Raw genomic sequence first — 17,685 nt, 5'->3', positions numbered from 1 at the left:
ACATGAAAAAAGCAACGCTGGGTTGCAATAGTAATTTTCACGATGATTAGGGACCAGCCTAACTTTCGAACTTTCTTACAAAGAATTAACTCTTACTAATTTTTCTTCTTTCGTTTCCCGACTCCGCACCACCTCTCGTCTTACAATTTGGATAGGAGACCTTCGCCTAGTTTTGTGAAGGCAATAAATTACTCCAAAAAAAACAGAACTTGAGCCTAGTATCAGCCACGTTGTTCCTACACGTTGAAGTAAAAAACCAGAAACAGCAAAGAATATAGCAGATGCGGTACAAGTTAGGGTAACATTTTTGTGACTTAGACCCTTGTCTAGTAAAAGATGATGAATATGATTTCTATCGGGGCTGAAAGGAGAACGGCCTCTTAATATTCTTATACCAAAAACACGTAAAGTATCCATGAGAGGAAGCAACAATATACAAAAACCTACAGCCGGGGAGGCAGATATAGCACTAAACTTATAATAAGGTGCAGCTTGGATAAACTTGATGACCAGAATGCTATTAACTAAGCCAATTAACAGGGAGCCAGTATCTCCCATAAAAATTTTAGCAGGCTGAAAATTATAAAAAAGGAAAGCAGAAATGCTAGCCGCCATACCAAAACCAACAACAGCATATGAATAGTTTCCATTGACAATAAAAAATATCCCAAAAATCAAAGAACTTACCGTCCCTACACTTCCCGCCAACCCATCGATGCCATCAATTAAATTGAATGCATTTGTAATGACGACAATAGTAAAAAGGGTAAGGAGAAAACTTAGAGTATTATCGATTTCAGACAAACCAAGGAAGCCATGAATATTTGTTATTAATAAATTACTTTTAAAAATAAGGATGAGAGCTACCAAAATCTGGCCTATAAATTTTTTCGTAGCCGATAGTACTAATATATCGTCTTTCAAACCAATAAAAAAAAGAATAAGAAAAGAAGCAAAATAATACTGAAATTCGGGGGCATTGGATAAGTTAACTCCAAAAAGTAAACAGAATATAAACCCAATAAAAATACCGAGACCCCCCAAAGAAGGGATTGGTTTAATATGAAGCTTGCGAACGTTATCAGGCTCATCATACAAATTCTTCGCCTTTGCTATTTTTATAACAACAGGAATACTAAAGAAAGTTAGAAGAAAGGCTAACGTGACGCCGAAAATCAGGTAAAGCATCAAAAAAATATTTAATTATCCCGATCAAAAAAAAGAGACATTTGCAAATAAAAGACTTTATGATTAGTTATAGGAATTATTCTTTATAAAGGTTAATAGAATAAATAATGTTTTTCGCATTATTATTAACTTATAAAGAATCAGGAATTTCCAAAGGGAATAATCAGGGTATTAAAATGACACCTTAAATTAAAAATTACTGTCCTCAATACTCCCACCTTCATTTAAAATATCTTTAATAGTAAAATTTAGCCCTTCTTTTAAAGTATAAGGCGGAACAAAGTTCATATCCTGAACTCTAATTGATGAAAACTGGGTTGTCGCACAAAACTTCCTTACTCTTATACTGCTTATCTCGAGTTTTTTCTTCATTATCTTGCTGCTGATATCGAATAAATATCCGGCAGTTAACCCTAAACTATAAGGGATTTTAAGAGAAGAAATTTTCTTGCCGATAGCTGTTTCAGAAATTTCAATTAGTTGATTAGTCGTTAGGTCAGGCTTATCAACATAATTGAACAAGTGATATCCCTGTAAATTACTATCAATGCAGTGCTTAATAAAGGAAACTATATTGCCTACATATGCCATGGATTTTATATTTTGTCCATTACCAATCATTAGAAATCTACCAGATGCTATTTGCTTAAGGAGATTATAAACATTTCCTCTGTTGCCTGGCCCGAAAACAACAGTAGGTCGAATAATGACAAGTGTTCTATTGGTTTCGTCTTCCTTGTACCATTTTAGAAGAAGTTGTTCCGCCTGTTCTTTACTTTTGCCATAGTGATTGAAGGGATTGAGGTCAGAATTTTCCGTCGGATTACTTCTATTCAGCCCATAGACTGCTACAGAGCTGGTGAAAACTATTTTATTCATTCCCTTTTCTTTCATTACGTCTAACACATTGCTTGTGCCTTCAACGTTCACATCGTAATATAAACTAACTGGACTAACATCGTCTCTATGTTCCGCGGCTAATAAAACTACCCATTCAGTTACTGGCATTAAGTTTCTCAACTGACCCTTATCTCTTACATCCACTTTTCTAAATTCGCACAGTGCTTCTGTTGGTTCGTTCTTATCCAAATTTACAATTGAACTAAAGTTTTTATATAAATTCATGAAGTTTCTACCAATAAAACCACTGCCACCTATTATATTAATATTCATATTTAATTAACGAATTGAAGTATTTTTTTTATTATACGAATTCCCGGGTAAATCCAGAAATAAGGAAGCCCGTTTTCTTTAAATGCTCTTCTAATGTTAATATTACCAATCAGCATGTTTTTAATTGACCCTGTACTTGCCCCTCCCATTCTCATATTTACAATTACTTCATCTAAATATGCTGATGTTATTTTGTGAACCTCAAAAAAGCGTAACATTAATTCAAAATCAGCAGAAATCTGATATTCAGTTTTATATAAACCAAGCATCCTATAGCAATCTCTTTTTATGAAGAGGCTTGGATGAGGAGGATGCCATCCCCAAATAAAAGTTTTTCTCTTCCCAGCAACCCACTTTCTTACATGGTTGTCAAGGTTGTCAAGTTTTGACAATATAACGTTACCATAAACTGCGTCCACCGCAAGAGTTTTGAAAGTATTAACCAGATTTTCAATAACATTATTACTAAAATAAATATCATCAGAATTTAGTATTCCAACTATTTCACCCGTTGCATTTACTATTCCCTTATTCATTGCATCATATATGCCTGCATCTGCTTCGGAGATAATTAAAGATATTTGATCCTTATATTGATTTATAACTTCCAAGGTGCCGTCTAATGACCCTCCATCAATAATTATATATTCTATGTCCCCATACGTTTGATTAAGCACACTTTCTATTGTTCCTTTAATTGAGTTGACGCTATTGTAGCAAACAGTAATAATAGATACTTTCAAATCGGTTACAATTATTTTATTATAACTAAGGCCCTGTTATTGGCCAAAAGGGTTCAATAATTGTTTTTATTGCTAATAACTTTCCTCTAGAGGAGTTGGATATATAGGAAATCTCAAAAAAAGCTATATAGGCCGCTAATAATCCGAAGATAATTTTCAAGGTTGCAAAAGGTGGTACTTGAAATATAATTGACGCGATAAGGTATCTTTTCACCTCTACTGTCCATTAATTTCTTGCAAAAATGTATTATAAAAAACAATGCTATTTATACAAATCAATAAATAAACGAGCAAATTTCGCCACCCTTTGCTCATAGTTATCAAAAGGCAAAGGCCTCTTTACTGAACCATTTAAATATCCTTCTAAAAGTGTTGCAAGAGACTGGGAAGAGTCTTCGTCAAAATATAGTCCTTTGTCTTCAAGTTGTTCTTTGTGTACGCCAAACGTAGATGCAAGTATTGGCATCTGTAATGTTTTAGCATCTTCAATTACTGTACTCCAACCTTCAAACTTGCTTGGTTGTATGACGGCCAAGCAGTTCTTCATCAAACACAGCTGATCTTCGCGAGGAATAATACCCAACATCTTTATATCATTTTGAAGATTATTATCAATTACATATGTTTTCACTTGTTCTATGTAATCAGGATTTCGATAATCCTCGAGTTTACCAGAGCATACCAATTTTATAAAAATCCCTTTCTCACGTAAGAGCTTTACAGCCTCAAAAACGAGGATATGGTTTTTATGTTTGTAGAATTGATTGGCTAAGAAAAAATAGGGTTCGTTGACGTCATATTTTATTTTCATTTCCTGAAAAGCCGGTAATTGGTATTGGCTGAGTATTGAAACAAACGGTAAAATATGTATTTGCAAAAGCTGCGTAGGTTTATAAAACGTCATCAAATGTGACTTAGAATGATTGCTTGACAATACGAGGTGTCTTCCTTTTTTTATGATTTGTTTTAATCTCCATTCCTTTATTATAAGATTCGATTTAGTAAAATATTGAGGATAAAATTTGTGTTGAAAATCAGGGTACCATGAAATTATTTTGCAACTAGCTGCATATTTAATCTTACCAACGTAGTCGTTCATGGGATACAGGCCGTCTAAGCTGTATTCCTTGATAATATTTCCTACGAAAAAATTAATACCGGTGATAAAAGATTTCAAGAGAGTTTTAATCAAACTCTGCTTCTTGACGAGGTGAAGCTCTAGGTGAGAGTATTGAATTGCTTCAACCCATTTTTTTATATGTTCATCGTAGATCACAACAAACTGAGGCTTTTCGTTGTCCGGGAGGGAATCCACTGCTTTTATAATGCTAATAAAGTAATTCAAAACTCCCATCGACTCGCGACCAATCGAAGTAAATAGAAAACCTATCCTTTTTCTCCTATTAACCATTGTATATACTTTTTAAGGCCCACTTCCAACTGGTACTTTGGCTCGAAGCCAAACTGTTTTAGTATACTTATATCAGCTCTCCAATTAATTGGATCCCCCTCTCTTTGTTGTCCTCCAAACCTCACATCCCCCTTAAACCCGGAACATTTAATGAAGATTGATGTTGCCTCCTCTATTGTTTTCTCTATACCTGAAGCTATGTTAATGGCATTTGGAAGTTGGGAGGAATGTTTAATAACAATATCGACAGCTTCTAAAATGTCTTCTATAAAAATAAAATCGCGGCTTTCCTTTCCCGTTCCAAAAAGTTCAACGAAGCCGCCCTCCTTAATCTTGTTTTGAAGATCCCAAAAGAATTGTTTTTTAAGACCTGGACCGTAAGCACTAAACACCCTTAAAGAATGACTGGTTACCCCAAAAAAATCGCGATACTCTTTACATATCTGCTCCGCGATAAGTTTATGATGACCATAAGGCGAGAGCGGTTGTAATGCTGCATCTTCGCATATAGGCAATCCTGTTGGGTTACCATACACGGCAGCACTTGAAAAATTAATAAAAATACACCGAGGATTATACTGGCGTATCGCATCAAGCATTTTTAGAACATTGTACGAGTTAAGTTCAAAATCCCGCTGCGGATACTGAACCGACAGTGGCACGCTTGCGGCACCGGAGGCATTAATACAAAAATCAAAAACTCGATGTTGGAAAAGCTCAATAAAAGAGGTATTTGCACTACTTAGCAAATAAAAATCTCCAAGTTCATCTACAGGTATTACATCTGCTGCTGTTACTTCATGTCCCTGAGAAATAAAATATTCTACACAACTCCGTCCTATAAAACCAGCAGCTCCGATAATAGCTATGTTCATTTATTTTTTATAGCAATGAATGAGTAAAGTGTTCCTGGTATCTTTTTTAAACGATAAAGGTTCCAATTCCATAGTGCTGTCTTAATCACCCCTAAATTTGGTAAAAACGGAATCTTACGTTTAACCTCTTGAAAAAATTTTTCTTTAGTCCAAGGGGAATAATTTAATGCTGATGAAGCAGCATTCATTGCTTTTTTAATAGTAAATCCTGAAGAAGAAATCGCATTGTTATATTCTTCCAAAGTGAATGCATTTTCTCCCCCATACATTTTATGCAAGGGGTGACGCTTTAAAAAAGCTTGTTTATCTACTTCGTTCTTTATCACATGATCTCGGAGGGTTAAGAGAAGTGCATTATTCTTAGATACACGGAAAGTCTCTTTAAGAAAACCGCTAAGATCAAGAGCGTGGTGAAGAACCTGGCGGCAGTAAACAATGTCAAAACTGTTATTTTCGAATGGTAATGTCTCTCCAAACCCTTCCACAACTCTCAAGTTCTGCAAATTATATATTTCTGCAAGAGTCCTAATAGCCCCTGACCCTACTACCTTGCTAGTATCTGGTTCAAGAGAAGTTACATTATGTCCCTGTAGTGCAAATCCTATACTAGCTATTCCATTTCCAGCACCTACATCAAGTACTTTAAGCTTAGTATTATTAAATTGCTCGCGCACGATTTGGGTCGTTGTATACCACTCAATGCTACTTAAAAAACGTTCTACATTGCTTTTAAGATCCTCTGTTAAATAAGCATCTTCCATTAACCGTGCGAAATGCGGCTGTGATCTCAAATTAATCACCGATTCTTCCCAAGACATCTTACTCAATACGTAATGTTTTAATAACTTTTGCAGGATTTCCCGCTACAACTGTAAAAGGTAGAACATCTTTTGTAACGACACTTCTCGCCGCTACAACTGCTCCTTCACCAATGGTTACTCCCTTAAGAATTAATGCATCCATACCAATCCAAGCGTTACTTTTGATTATTATAGGGGAGGATGCGACATTTGTCCAATTTTTATTTCGCAAATAATTTCCTCCACTACTTTTAAAATCGGCAAAAACTTGTCTAATATCCTTCTGCCGATCTCTATAGTCGAGCGAGTGAGAATTGTGGTCATAGAAAGTGACTCCCCATGCTACTAAGATGTCATTCTCAAAGACAATTTTATTTTTACATATAATTTTACTTGATCCTACATAAACCCTATCACCAAACTCTACAATTCCATCTTTTTCTTCAAAAATTATATTTGCGCCTAAAACACACTCTTCTCCTATTTTAACCTTATTATTTTTAAAATTAGTTATTGAAAAGTTACTTAAGAAAATAGATGAGTTGGCTGAAACTAAACAACCTGAATATCTTTTTCTTGGTGTTATAATTTTATTTAAAATAAAATTGATCGCCTTATTAATCATTAAGCAATAAACTTTTTTGCAATTATATGCCAACTTAATTCACTTTCCACATACCTCACTCCGTTATCACCCATTTCTCTTCTTAAAATTGGAGAGTGCAATAATTTGAGTAATGCTTCTTTTAACTGCTCCAAATTTCCATCTTCTATCATGAAGCCGTTTTCATACTTAGTTCTTTCAGGCATTTGGTTACTTATTATAATTGGGCAACCACAGGCGGACGCATCTATTGTGCTAGTGGTTAGTGAACCAGGCCAGACTGCAATATCTGCTGCATTATAAAATAAGGGAAGCTTTTCCTGAGGTACAGTGGAAATTTGTTCTACTCTCCACTTTGATTTACTGATTGATTTATCAAGTATTAATTTGTATGAGGCACTCGCATTTCCTACTAATACTATCACAATACTTTTGTCTATTGTTATCGTATCATCATTTAAGGCATCAATAATTAAATGTACTTTTTTGTCCTCGTACATTTTTCCTGTATACAATACGACCAACTCATTAGGTAACGCCTCTACGAGCTTTCTACCCTCATTTCTAACTTCTGCTGATTTATGAAAAAGATCTACGTCTGCACCTAACGGAATCATTTGAACCTTTGGACCGTGAATACCAAAATGATCTTTTATCACGTCTACAATGGTAGTTGACACCCCGATCACTTTTTCACTCATTTTTTCAATACGAGTAGCAAACAACCTCCTAAATACTGAGTAAAGGAGTCGTCGTTTCATGTCTTTTCCTAAAAGAAAAGATGTTGTATGATCATCTACTATTATCCTGCAATTCAGTTTACTGGCCCAAAAAGTAGCTCTCATAGTTTGATAACTTAAAATTCCATGGAGCACAAGGATATCAGGTTTCAGTTCAAAAACTTTTTCTTTGAATCCCTTTAACCAAATAAACCCTGTTCTTTTTTTTGAAGTGCCTTTCAAACGATGAACAGGTACACCATAATCATTTAGATACAAGCCCAAACCCACATACTTTTCACCAATTATATGTTTAATTGTATTATCATAATCTGGAAAGTCAAAATGAACATCAGAACTTATAAAATGTACCTCATGCCCCATTTTTTTCCACGCCTTACCTAAATAATAGTCCTGGTAACCTAGCTTATCCTGGTAATGCACGTTAACACTTACAATCCTCATTTTTGAATAATAACTTGTTTTGCTAAAGCTAGTACGTACTGCTTTTTATTAATAAGCAAATCTTAAAATCTTAGATTTTCACATTGAAGAATTCACCCCATTTCGCAAGGTTATAAGTTCTCCATAAATAGTTAGTATCCTGAATTTTTAATTGATTAACATCCATAATAGCGTTAGCTATCTCAGATTTTTTAATGTACGTTAGCATCTCTTCTTTTTTTTGAAGCCAAGATCGAATAGGGGCATTAAATCCTAATTTTTTCCTCCGCCATGCAATTTCTTCTGGCAAAAGACCTTGCATATTTTCTCTTATCAAATATTTTGACCACCCCTCTTTTATTTTGTGCTGCGGCGGCAAAGAAAGATTAAATTCCAAAAGTTGCCAATCTAAAAAAGGCAAACGTGTTTCAATCGAGTAATACATCGAATTCTTATCTTCCCATTTCAGCAATTGGGGAATTTGAGAAACTGTTATTTCAAATTTTTGTAAATCATTAATGTTTGCAAACTTAGCTGCTAATTGGTCAATAAAACTCCAATTTGCACATTTCAAATATTCCGCTTTTATATTCTTGTATTTTAACTTAATTCGTCTTTTTCTTACTAATGAACTGGTAAAATAAAAGTAAATGCGAAATAAATCTTTAATAGAAGTATTATAGTTTGATGAGGCACTTCTTAAAATCTTTATTTTACCTAATAATCCTTTGCCTTTCATCATAGCTGCAACATACCGTGGATAACCTAATAAAGTCTCATCGCCTCCTTGTCCGTCTAATAGGACTGTAATTCCGGCGTATTTAGCTTCTTTCATTACGAAATATTGCATGGCGATTGAAGGTCCTCCAAAAGGCTCCTCGTGTAATCGTATAATATTGTCAATTTCACTCCAGAAATCGTCGGAAGATGGTTTAGTTACATGCAGGTCAAGATTAGCGGTCGTAGAAACAATCTTAGCGTAATTTACTTCATTTACTTCGTCGTCTATGGCTTCAGCAGTGATGGCTTTAAAAGATGTATTAGTAACAGAATAATGTTTTTTAGCTGCGACTGCTGCTATAAAAGAGCTATCTAATCCTCCGCTTAAACATGTACCTACTGTTACATCACTACGAAGTCTCCAATTAATCGATCGTTCAAATTCCTTTTTAAACTGAGCGCTTGCCTCGTTATACTTAATGTTACTTAAATCATTATTAATTGATATGCAATAGAACTGTTTGATCAAATATTCATTGTTGACAAGCGAATATTTTAAATAGTGTCCTCCTTTCAATGTTAATACGTTTTTAAAAAAAGTTTCAGTGGAGTGGTCGGTGATATTAAGAGCCAAGTAGTCAATCAGTATTGGAAGGTTAACTTCATTAGCTTTCAAAAAAGGCAAACACTGTTTAATTTCCGAACCAAATACAAAGTATTCGTCATTGTTCACGTAATAGAAAGGTTTTACGCCAAACCTGTCCCTGCAACATATTACTGTCCTTTCTATTTTATCATAGATAGCAAAAGACCACATACCATTAAACATTGTAAAGCAATCTTCTTTCCATTTATCCCATGCAGCCAATATTACCTCCGTATCTGTATGAGAGGTAAAGATGTAACCGAGTAGCTCTAACTGCTCCCTTATCTCAATGTAGTTATATATCTCACCATTAAAAGTTATTGTATACCTCTCATTGTAAGTCATAGGTTGCTTCCCTGCATCGGAGAGATCAATTATAGATAATCGACGATGCCCAAAAGCAATGTTTTCTGCAAGGAAAAACCCTTCACCATTGGGTCCCCTATGAGAGACAAGATCATTGATATTTTTAATTCTCTCATAATCGACGGCCTTATTTGACTTATTAATTATCCCGGAAATACCGCACATGTTTTTTTGTTCATTTATGTGAAAATAAAATCGGAAGTGTTGGAACGTTTTACAATCTTGTAAGAGGCAAATATTAAAAACAAGTGTTGAAGCGAAACACACGACGAATAAGAAACAAGACAACAAAAAGGGTTTTTGGTCAGTTGATAGGTGGCAAAAATACCGACGATAGCAACCAGAAAACCTCCAGATTGAATTTTAAATAACAAATGCTGTTTTTTTGTCATCACAAAGACATTTGTTAAAGGAAATGAAACGAATTCTAATGCAACAGCAATCAAACTTATCTGTGCAAATCTTCCAGCCATTCGCCATTCTTCACCAAGAAAAAATTGAAAAAGATATGGTAAGAAAAAAATTGAGGTTATCGACCCAAACAAAGCAAGAAGACATAACTTTCTTAAAGTTTTTAAGAAAAATATTTCCAGCCCGAGTCCGCTGTGAACGTTTTCCATAGCGCTATTTCTAAAAATACTCCAGAAAGAATTTGAGATCATTATAACCGGCAACCTGAGAAGTCTATTCGCCATAGAAATAAGACCAACAATTGATGGCAAAAAGAAAAGAGAGAAGAAAAATGGTAGAAATTGTTGAGAAAATATCATAAACAATTCGCTCCACAAGGTAAATTTTGGAAAACTGGAATATTTACGAATGGTAGCTCTGAGAGCCGATAGCTTAAAAAAATTTCTAAAAAGAGAAGAATAGCTGATTAAGTACCCTTTCAAGAAATTGAAAAATAAGGTACAATAAATCATAAGAGAAATTATAAGAGAGCCCACATATCCCAATATTAGCCCAACAAATGTTGAAGAAAAGAAATGAGGATAAGTTAAACATATTGCTACATTAAGGGCAGATTGTAGAATAGCAATAAAAATTAGAGTTTTGTATTTTTTTTCCCTGTTAAACCAAAGATTAAAAACAGAGACAGCTCCAGCTACTAAAATAGTAAATGGAACTAAAAATACTATTGAAGAAGAAAATAAAGCACTTTCAAACCAACTGCCGAGCCATATGATTGAGAAACATAAAAAAGATAGAACTGCAAAAAATATAATAAACAAAAAAGACACGTTAACTACCTTAAGAGAATCTTCGACATCTTTAGGTAAAAATATCGCCAGTTCATATTTAAGGGTCGAGACACAAGTAAGAATTGATGAGATACTTACAAAAAGATAAAAGTTACCGAAATCAGCCGTCCCATATAATCTACTTAGTAATGGGGTACAAGCAACAATTATCAACTGACTTAAGGCTGAACCGAAAGATAAAATTAATACGTTTTTCAGAACTTATCTTAAAGAAATGTAATAAGTGGGTCAGAACAGAGACGGCGAACTCTTGATCTCCTTATAAATCGGAATAGTGCAAATAAAAGCTGACAAACTCCAAAAGTAGATAGCAACAAATATTCCCCCAGACACCATATCAACAATAAAAGTACATAAAAATATGAGGCAAATTGCGGCGCTATCTTTATACTCGGAAAGGTTTGAAAGTATGTGAAAAACCTTTTTAATGGTAAGGAAGATTAAATAAAGTAAAAAGAACGTTCCAATTACTCCTGTAGCTCTTAATGAGTCAAGAATTAGATTGTGAGCGTAGCTTTTATCGTAATCATTGACAAAACTATCACCTAGAAAAGGGCTTTTTGAAAATTGTTCCCAAGCACTTGCCCATTCATACTCACGATCTTCCTTTTCTGTTTTATCCTTTTGTGTTTTTAAACGCTCAATTAGGTAAATGTCTCCAGTGTTATGACGATTGAGCGCAATTCCTGAAACCCAAATGAAAGAAGACAAAAATAAGAGAAATATGAAAGTTTTACCAACAAGCTTTCTGGATTTCCAATAGAATAAGATTACTATCAAGCATATAAAAATAAAGGCTATTAAAGGGCCACGAGAGGCTCCTAAGACTAAATTTAAAAATCCAATAAAGATGCTTGAAATTACCAGAACTCTAAACCAAAGCTTTAGTTTTAAGCCAGTATAATAAATAAGGGAAAAAGCAGCTATACTTAATAATGCACCGCTTAAAGATATCGTTATCGGATTAATAATTTGTTCCTCACCCCAACCTACACGCGTCACCAGCAAATCGGTGAGAGAAGCAGGTGTGAGAAACAAATAATTTATAATAATACAAATGTTACTAAGAAGTAATATGTAATATAATCCGATACTAAGATTTTTCGTATTCCAAGCCGCTTTGCTTAAATAAATAGCTAATGCAGGAAGTAGGCAGTTACCAAGTGCAAACGAATAAACATAAAATGGAGGTTTGTCTAAAAATCTTATCTCCCTTATACTTAAGTCGTAAAATAATCTCGCAGTATATATAATCCAAAAGCACAGGAAAGCCAAAACAGGTTTTGAAATCTTAATACCTCTCTTAAAACTACTAAATATTATAAATACACTTATCAATACATAGATAATTCTAAAGCCAATGTTTAAATTATTTGAATTACTTCCACTAATAATAATAATAAAAGCTTGTATAGGATAACCAAAACATACCAGCAGCAACAACACCTTAGAGAGAAAGGTTTGTTGCTTTACTTCTTGAAGCGATGTCGAATAAATAAGACTGCTCTCCGCTAGAGGGTCTATATGCTGTGGCAGCTTATTATCGATGTTTATCATGCAACCGTGATCCTACTTCTAGTTACCGCTGTAAATTCTTTCTATGATTTCTACAACTTTTAATCCCTCTAAAACATTAGTTGTAATCGCTGCTCTATTGTTTAAAACATCCACAACATTTTCAATAACGTAATGGTGATTAGCGGCAGAACCTTTATAAGCTCCGTAATCATTGCCTGGGTTTGTAGGCGCCAACTGCGGCAATTGATAGTCTTTTACATTACAAACTTCTACCTTATCCATATATTGACCACCAATCTTTACAGAGCCATTTTCTGCAATAATTGTCATCGAGCTTTCAAGATTTGTATTCCAGACTGCCGTTGAGAAATTTAGCGAACCCATTCCACCATTCACAAAATCAAAACTTACAAACCCGCTATCCTCAAAATCAGTGAGATTTTGATGATTAAAATCTTTGAATTTTGCTTTAATATTTTCAATATCTCCAAATAGCCAGTACATAATGTCAATAAAATGGGAAAACTGAGTGAAAAGTGTACCTCCATCTAAGTCTTTTTTACCATGCCAGCTATTGGGTTTGTAGTAACGATCATCCCTGTTCCAATAACAATTTAGCTGAACCATATAAATGTTTCCTAGCTTTCTTGTTTCAATTAATTCTTTTATCCAAACAGAAGGCGGTGAGTAACGGTTTTGCATCACTGCAAATACGTGTTTATGTACGTGTAATGCTTTATAAATCACTTTCTCTGCGTCCGCTTTGTTCAGTGCAATAGGTTTTTCTATAACTACGTGCTTCTTAGCATCCAAAGCCAACGAGGCTTGCGCGGTATGGAAGCCATTGGGCGAAGCTATATTTATAACATCAACATCCTTTCCATTTTCAGAATTTAATAACTCTTCTAGAGAAGTGTAAAAAGGCACATTGAAATGCTCAATTGCTAATTCGTCAACACTCTTTACATCTACAAGCGCAACTAACTGAGATTCCGGGTTTTTTACAATCATTTCAGCGTGCCGCTTTCCAATATGCCCGCACCCTATAACTGCAAACTTAACTTTGCTATTTAATGTCATACTATTCTTTTTACGGTTGATTCTCTTAACTGGTATTGTTGCTGACTTTCTTCACAAACCGCTATCCCGTTTAGATCGAAATTTAACCTATGCCCGTACTCGCTCATCCATCCTACTTGCCTGGCCGGATTTCCAACTACCAGTGCATATTCACTAACCTTTCTTGTTACAACAGCCCCAGCGCCAATAAACGCAAATTGACCGATGTTATGACCACAAACTATGGTTGCGTTTGCCCCAATGCTAGCTCCCTTGCCTACGTGCGTCTTCGCGTATTGGCTCCGCCGGTTTACTGCGCTTCGTGGATTAATTACATTTGTAAATACACAGGAAGGACCAAGAAAGACATCATCATCGCACGTTACACCTGTGTAGATGGAAACGTTATTTTGAATTTTCACATTATTTCCAAGCACGACCCCAGGAGAGACTACAACATTTTGTCCAATATTGCAATTACTTCCAATGATACAGTTTGCCATTATGTGGCTAAAATGCCAAATTTTGGTACTCTCACCAATTTCGCTAGGTTCATCAATTATAGCTGAAGGATGAACAAAGTATTTCGCCGGTTCCACTAAATATTACTTTTAATGATTTCAGAAATGTGAGTAATGGCTTCTTTCTTTAGTTCCGTATGCATAGGCAATGATAGTACTTCCGTACATAACGTTTCTGTATTTGGCAGCGCTGCACCCCCAAAATATTTACTGAAGGCTTGTTGTTTATATAAGGGAACAGGATAATAAATCATAGATGGGATATCTTGCTCTTGCAGCACTTTTTGCAAAAGATCTCTTTTACCTTTTTTAATCTTCAAGGTATACTGGTGAAAGACATGAGTACTATAAAGGAGTCTTTTAGGTATTTCCACGTCGCTGATGTCTTTTAATAATGAATCATATAGCTCAGCTGCATCATTTCGTGCCCTTATATACTCATCGAGGTGTCTTAGTTTTATTGAAAGTATCGCTGCCTGTAAAGTGTCAAGCCTGGAATTAACTCCTATAATCGAATGGTAGTATTTCTTTTTCTGGCCATGATTTGCAATCATCCTGATTTTTGCTGCTAAAGCGTCATCGTTTGTCATCAGTGCACCACCATCACCAAAGCAGCCTAAATTTTTAGAAGGAAAAAAAGAGGTACAACCAATATGGCCGATTGTTCCCGACTTTTTCTTTGTACAATTGCTAAATGTATAATCACTCCCAATAGCTTGCGCATTGTCCTCAATTATAAAAAGATTGTTTTCCTTAGCAATCAACATCAATTTTTCCATGTTCGCAGATTGGCCAAAAAGATGAACAGGTACGATTGCTTTTGTTTTCTTCGTAATGTATCTAGTAAGACTTTCCGTATCTATATTAAAATCGTCAATGTTCACGTCTACCAAAACAGGTGTCAGACCCAATAAAGCAATTACTTCAGCAGTAGCCACATAAGTAAAAGCAGGAACAAGTATCTCCGCTCCAGGTTTTAAATCAAGCGCCATTAAAGCTATCTGTAAAGCATCAGTTCCGTTTGCGCAAGCGATAACATGATCGACATCTAAATAATTAGCTAAACTTTTTTCAAACTCTTTTACTTCAGGTCCATTAATAAAAGCTGATTCTTTTAGGCAACGTATGACAGTAGAATTAATCTCATCTTCTAATTTTTCATATTGCCTAACTAAGTCAACCATTACTATTTTTTCTTTAGCCATGTTCATTCTCCTATATATATATTTCTAACATAAAATTTGCAATAATATAAGTTCAGTATCCTACAGATTAACTCTTTTCCTGCCCGTAACTCCCGTAACCATAACCATAGCCATAACCGTAACCATAACCATAGCCTTTTTGCTTTTTAATATCGTTAACGATAATACCAAGATTTGGAAGTTTCTTTTGCTGGTATAATTCATCAACGAATTCAAGTACGTTTTTGAAAGTATAATTCTGCCTGACTACGTAAAGACAAATGTCGGCATATACTGCAAGCAATAAAGCATCTGCTACAACTCCAACGGGCGGCACATCAACTACAATATGGTCAAAATTTTCTTTTAACTGTTTAAATAGTTCTACTGTTTGGGTACCCGTTATAAGTTCTGCGGGATTAGGAGGTATCGCACCAGAACCTAATAAATAAAGACTTTCCATTCCCGGAATAATTTGAGCAAGGGTATTTATATCATTGGTTCTCTTTATAAGATAACTACTTAAGCCAAAGCTATCTTCCAATCCTAAATATTTAGATAATTTAGGTTTCCGCAAGTCGAATTCAAGTAGGGCCACTTTTTTACCACCGAGGCTAAGCATAGCAGCAAGGTTAAGTGATAAGAACGACTTCCCTTCACCACTTACACTTGATGTCACCATAATTACCCTTCCACCTGATTTAGCATGTAAAATATAATCAAGATTTGTACGTAACAGACGAAATTGTTCTGCAACCGGATCTCGAGGATTATCTTTAACAACCAGTGCATTAGCATAAGGACTTCTACCTATTTCGCCGAGAATAGGTATTGAGCTAACAGCAGTAATATCTTTTTTTGTTTCTATTTTGTTATTTAGCAAGCTTCGGCCATACAGGAGGCAGGTTGGCACAACCAGGCCTACGAGCAAGGCAGCGAGGTAGATCATTTGTCGCTTCGGCGAAAACGGAACAGGTTGAGTTTTTGCACTATCAACTATTCGCGCATTATTTAAATTAGCAGCCTTAGTTACGGCCGTTTCTTCACGCTTTTTTAATAAATACAAGTATAGCTCCTGCTTTATAGCTTGCTGACGTGATATTTCCAAAAAAGCCCTTTCTTTTCGTGGTACCTGTTGTATCTCGCTTTCAAAACTGTTTGTTCGGTTTTTTAACTGGGCGCGGGAAATTTCCATAGACCTTTTTACTGTACCCAGATTTGCGACAATATCAGCCCTCAAGTTGGCAATTCCTACTACCAACCTTTGGACCACTGGATTAGTTTCTGTGGTCGTTTGCAGTTGTCGGTCTTTTTCTAACTGTAAAGTGTTATACTTTTCAATAAGCGAAGCAAAAGTTGGATCTTCGATCACCAAACCTGCCGGTATCGTACGGCTAGTATTTTGTTCATTTTCCAAATACTTTTGTAGGGACTGGATAATTGATATTTGCACTTCAATCTTAGACAAATCTTTAAAATAATCACTGGAATTTTCTAATAGGAGCTTTCCTTGAACTGAAAGATCTGTTAACTGATTACGCTGTTTAAATTGTTGTATGTTTTGCTCTACATCCCCTAATTCTCTTGTCACAAAAACCAGCCGGTTGTCAATGAATTTAATTGTACTATCAGCAACTTTGTTTTTATCCTCAGTATTCATTTGGTTATAAATACTTATTAGTGTATTAAGAAGTAATTCTGCCCTTTCAGGAACCGCGTCTTCAAGTGTAAGGTCTATTGTACTTACTGTCTTACTAGTGGGTGCGATACTTAATTTTTGCTGAAACTCTGCGACAGTATTATCAGGACGGTTTATGACAATATGGTATTCTTCTAAAATCCCACTACTTTTTTCCGGAAGTTTTGAGAAACATAAATTGCCAAATGAACAAGCAATGGTATCCTGATAGTTGTGTTTCCTTTCTATTTTATTATAGACAAGTTTAAATTCGTTATTATTTAGACCGCTAAATAGTAAGTCGATTGGTTTTTGAATACTATCTTCTTTTAAATCTGTAATTCGAAGCGCGAAAGGAAGTCGCTTAACAAAAGCTTCTGACTGTTTTACGTTGCCCTGCACATAGTATCGTGCGTTTAGTTGTAAGGCATTTACAGTATTCTCCATTAAAGTTCTACTTTTTAAAAGCTCTACTTCATTGTCTACTGAATTTTCTCCGCCAAGTAGCCCTAGTTCTTCAAACATCGCCATCCCGGGTGCGCCGCCGCCTTTTTTAGAGTCTTTTACTAATATTTTAGCCGCTACTCGGTATTGGGCAGTACTATACCTTAGGTACAGAAAAGCGAAAAAGACGGCGATTACTAAAAATATTAGAAACAACCACCAGAAATGCAACGCATGTCCTAATGTTTTTTGTAAATTAATATCATCATCAACCTTTTGTTTTCGGGTTGAGTTATTTATTTGAAGAGTGTCCAAGAAGTTTTAGGGAAT

General features: G+C 35.1%; 15 protein-coding genes. All 15 read right to left on the bottom strand.

Going from position 1 to position 17,685, the window contains the following annotated elements; genetic code table 11:
- Positions 1-75 precede the first annotated feature (75 nt).
- Positions 76-1,098, bottom strand: coding sequence for an MraY family glycosyltransferase (locus SAE01_RS12105; protein WP_246113228.1), 1,023 nt, complete (start codon positions 1,096-1,098; stop codon positions 76-78).
- A gap of 279 nt (positions 1,099-1,377) precedes the next feature.
- Entirely contained in the window at positions 1,378-2,361 is a 984-nt protein-coding gene (locus tag SAE01_RS12100; RefSeq protein WP_147204023.1) for an NAD-dependent epimerase/dehydratase family protein, read from the bottom strand.
- Positions 2,362-2,363: 2 nt separating this feature from the next.
- Complete coding sequence (locus tag SAE01_RS12095) at positions 2,364-3,104, bottom strand: glycosyltransferase family 2 protein (protein WP_147204022.1); 741 nt, start codon at positions 3,102-3,104, stop codon at positions 2,364-2,366.
- 262 nt (positions 3,105-3,366) lie between these two features.
- Positions 3,367-4,515 (bottom strand): glycosyltransferase family 4 protein, encoded by a 1,149-nt coding sequence (locus SAE01_RS12090; protein ID WP_147204021.1) that lies wholly within the window; start codon positions 4,513-4,515, stop codon positions 3,367-3,369.
- Positions 4,491-5,390, bottom strand: a complete 900-nt coding sequence (locus tag SAE01_RS12085) for an NAD-dependent epimerase/dehydratase family protein (protein ID WP_147204020.1) — start codon at positions 5,388-5,390, stop codon at positions 4,491-4,493. The genes SAE01_RS12090 and SAE01_RS12085 overlap by 25 nt, the downstream gene beginning before the upstream one ends.
- Complete coding sequence (locus SAE01_RS12080; RefSeq protein WP_246113232.1) at positions 5,387-6,208, bottom strand: class I SAM-dependent methyltransferase; 822 nt, start codon at positions 6,206-6,208, stop codon at positions 5,387-5,389. Before SAE01_RS12080 ends, SAE01_RS12085 begins: the two co-directional genes overlap by 4 nt.
- A 1-nt stretch (position 6,209) precedes the next feature.
- Entirely contained in the window at positions 6,210-6,815 is a 606-nt protein-coding gene (locus tag SAE01_RS12075) for an acyltransferase (RefSeq protein ID WP_147204018.1), read from the bottom strand.
- The gene (locus tag SAE01_RS12070) at positions 6,815-7,978 is read right to left on the bottom strand and encodes a glycosyltransferase family 4 protein (protein ID WP_147204017.1); all 1,164 of its coding nucleotides are present in this window, start codon (positions 7,976-7,978) and stop codon (positions 6,815-6,817) included. Before SAE01_RS12070 ends, SAE01_RS12075 begins: the two co-directional genes overlap by 1 nt.
- A 70-nt stretch (positions 7,979-8,048) precedes the next feature.
- The gene (gene asnB, locus SAE01_RS12065) at positions 8,049-9,854 is read right to left on the bottom strand and encodes an asparagine synthase (glutamine-hydrolyzing) (RefSeq protein ID WP_147204016.1); all 1,806 of its coding nucleotides are present in this window, start codon (positions 9,852-9,854) and stop codon (positions 8,049-8,051) included.
- A gap of 14 nt (positions 9,855-9,868) precedes the next feature.
- Positions 9,869-11,149 carry a lipopolysaccharide biosynthesis protein gene (locus tag SAE01_RS12060; protein ID WP_147204015.1) on the bottom strand — a complete coding sequence of 427 codons (1,281 nt, stop codon included), beginning with the start codon at positions 11,147-11,149 and terminating at the stop codon, positions 9,869-9,871.
- 30 nt (positions 11,150-11,179) lie between these two features.
- A complete protein-coding gene (locus SAE01_RS12055; RefSeq protein WP_147204014.1) occupies positions 11,180-12,508 on the bottom strand; it encodes an O-antigen ligase family protein in 1,329 nt (442 codons plus the stop codon).
- An 18-nt stretch (positions 12,509-12,526) separates the two neighbouring features.
- On the bottom strand, positions 12,527-13,549 hold the full coding sequence (locus SAE01_RS12050) for a Gfo/Idh/MocA family protein (RefSeq protein WP_147204013.1): 1,023 nt from the start codon (positions 13,547-13,549) through the stop codon (positions 12,527-12,529).
- The gene (locus SAE01_RS12045) at positions 13,546-14,127 is read right to left on the bottom strand and encodes an acyltransferase (protein ID WP_246113226.1); all 582 of its coding nucleotides are present in this window, start codon (positions 14,125-14,127) and stop codon (positions 13,546-13,548) included. Before SAE01_RS12045 ends, SAE01_RS12050 begins: the two co-directional genes overlap by 4 nt.
- Positions 14,127-15,254 (bottom strand): DegT/DnrJ/EryC1/StrS family aminotransferase, encoded by a 1,128-nt coding sequence (locus SAE01_RS12040; protein ID WP_246113225.1) that lies wholly within the window; start codon positions 15,252-15,254, stop codon positions 14,127-14,129. The genes SAE01_RS12045 and SAE01_RS12040 overlap by 1 nt, the downstream gene beginning before the upstream one ends.
- Before the next feature lie 67 nt (positions 15,255-15,321).
- Positions 15,322-17,670: a GumC family protein gene (locus tag SAE01_RS12035; RefSeq protein WP_147204011.1), complete on the bottom strand. Its 2,349-nt coding sequence runs from the start codon at positions 17,668-17,670 to the stop codon at positions 15,322-15,324.
- Between the last annotated feature and the right edge of the window lie 15 nt (positions 17,671-17,685).

This window comes from Segetibacter aerophilus (assembly GCF_007991655.1).
GTDB classification, from domain to species: Bacteria; Bacteroidota; Bacteroidia; order Chitinophagales; family Chitinophagaceae; genus Segetibacter; species Segetibacter aerophilus.
Note: the sequence above shows the minus strand (reverse complement) of the source record. Positions and strands in the feature narration are given on the sequence as shown.

Excerpts from the sequence above, each read along its gene's own strand:
- SAE01_RS12100 (WP_147204023.1), bottom strand. The coding sequence starts at position 2,361 with ATGAATATTAATATAATAGGTGGCAGTGGTTTTATTGGTAGAAACTTC.
- SAE01_RS12090 (WP_147204021.1), bottom strand. The coding sequence starts at position 4,515 with ATGGTTAATAGGAGAAAAAGGATAGGTTTTCTATTTACTTCGATTGGT.
- SAE01_RS12085 (WP_147204020.1), bottom strand. The coding sequence starts at position 5,390 with ATGAACATAGCTATTATCGGAGCTGCTGGTTTTATAGGACGGAGTTGT.
- SAE01_RS12080 (WP_246113232.1), bottom strand. The coding sequence starts at position 6,208 with ATGTCTTGGGAAGAATCGGTGATTAATTTGAGATCACAGCCGCATTTC.
- SAE01_RS12075 (WP_147204018.1), bottom strand. The coding sequence starts at position 6,815 with ATGATTAATAAGGCGATCAATTTTATTTTAAATAAAATTATAACACCA.
- SAE01_RS12070 (WP_147204017.1), bottom strand. The coding sequence starts at position 7,978 with ATGAGGATTGTAAGTGTTAACGTGCATTACCAGGATAAGCTAGGTTAC.
- asnB (WP_147204016.1), bottom strand. The coding sequence starts at position 9,854 with ATGTGCGGTATTTCCGGGATAATTAATAAGTCAAATAAGGCCGTCGAT.
- SAE01_RS12055 (WP_147204014.1), bottom strand. The coding sequence starts at position 12,508 with ATGATAAACATCGATAATAAGCTGCCACAGCATATAGACCCTCTAGCG.
- SAE01_RS12050 (WP_147204013.1), bottom strand. The coding sequence starts at position 13,549 with ATGACATTAAATAGCAAAGTTAAGTTTGCAGTTATAGGGTGCGGGCAT.
- SAE01_RS12040 (WP_246113225.1), bottom strand. The coding sequence starts at position 15,254 with ATGGCTAAAGAAAAAATAGTAATGGTTGACTTAGTTAGGCAATATGAA.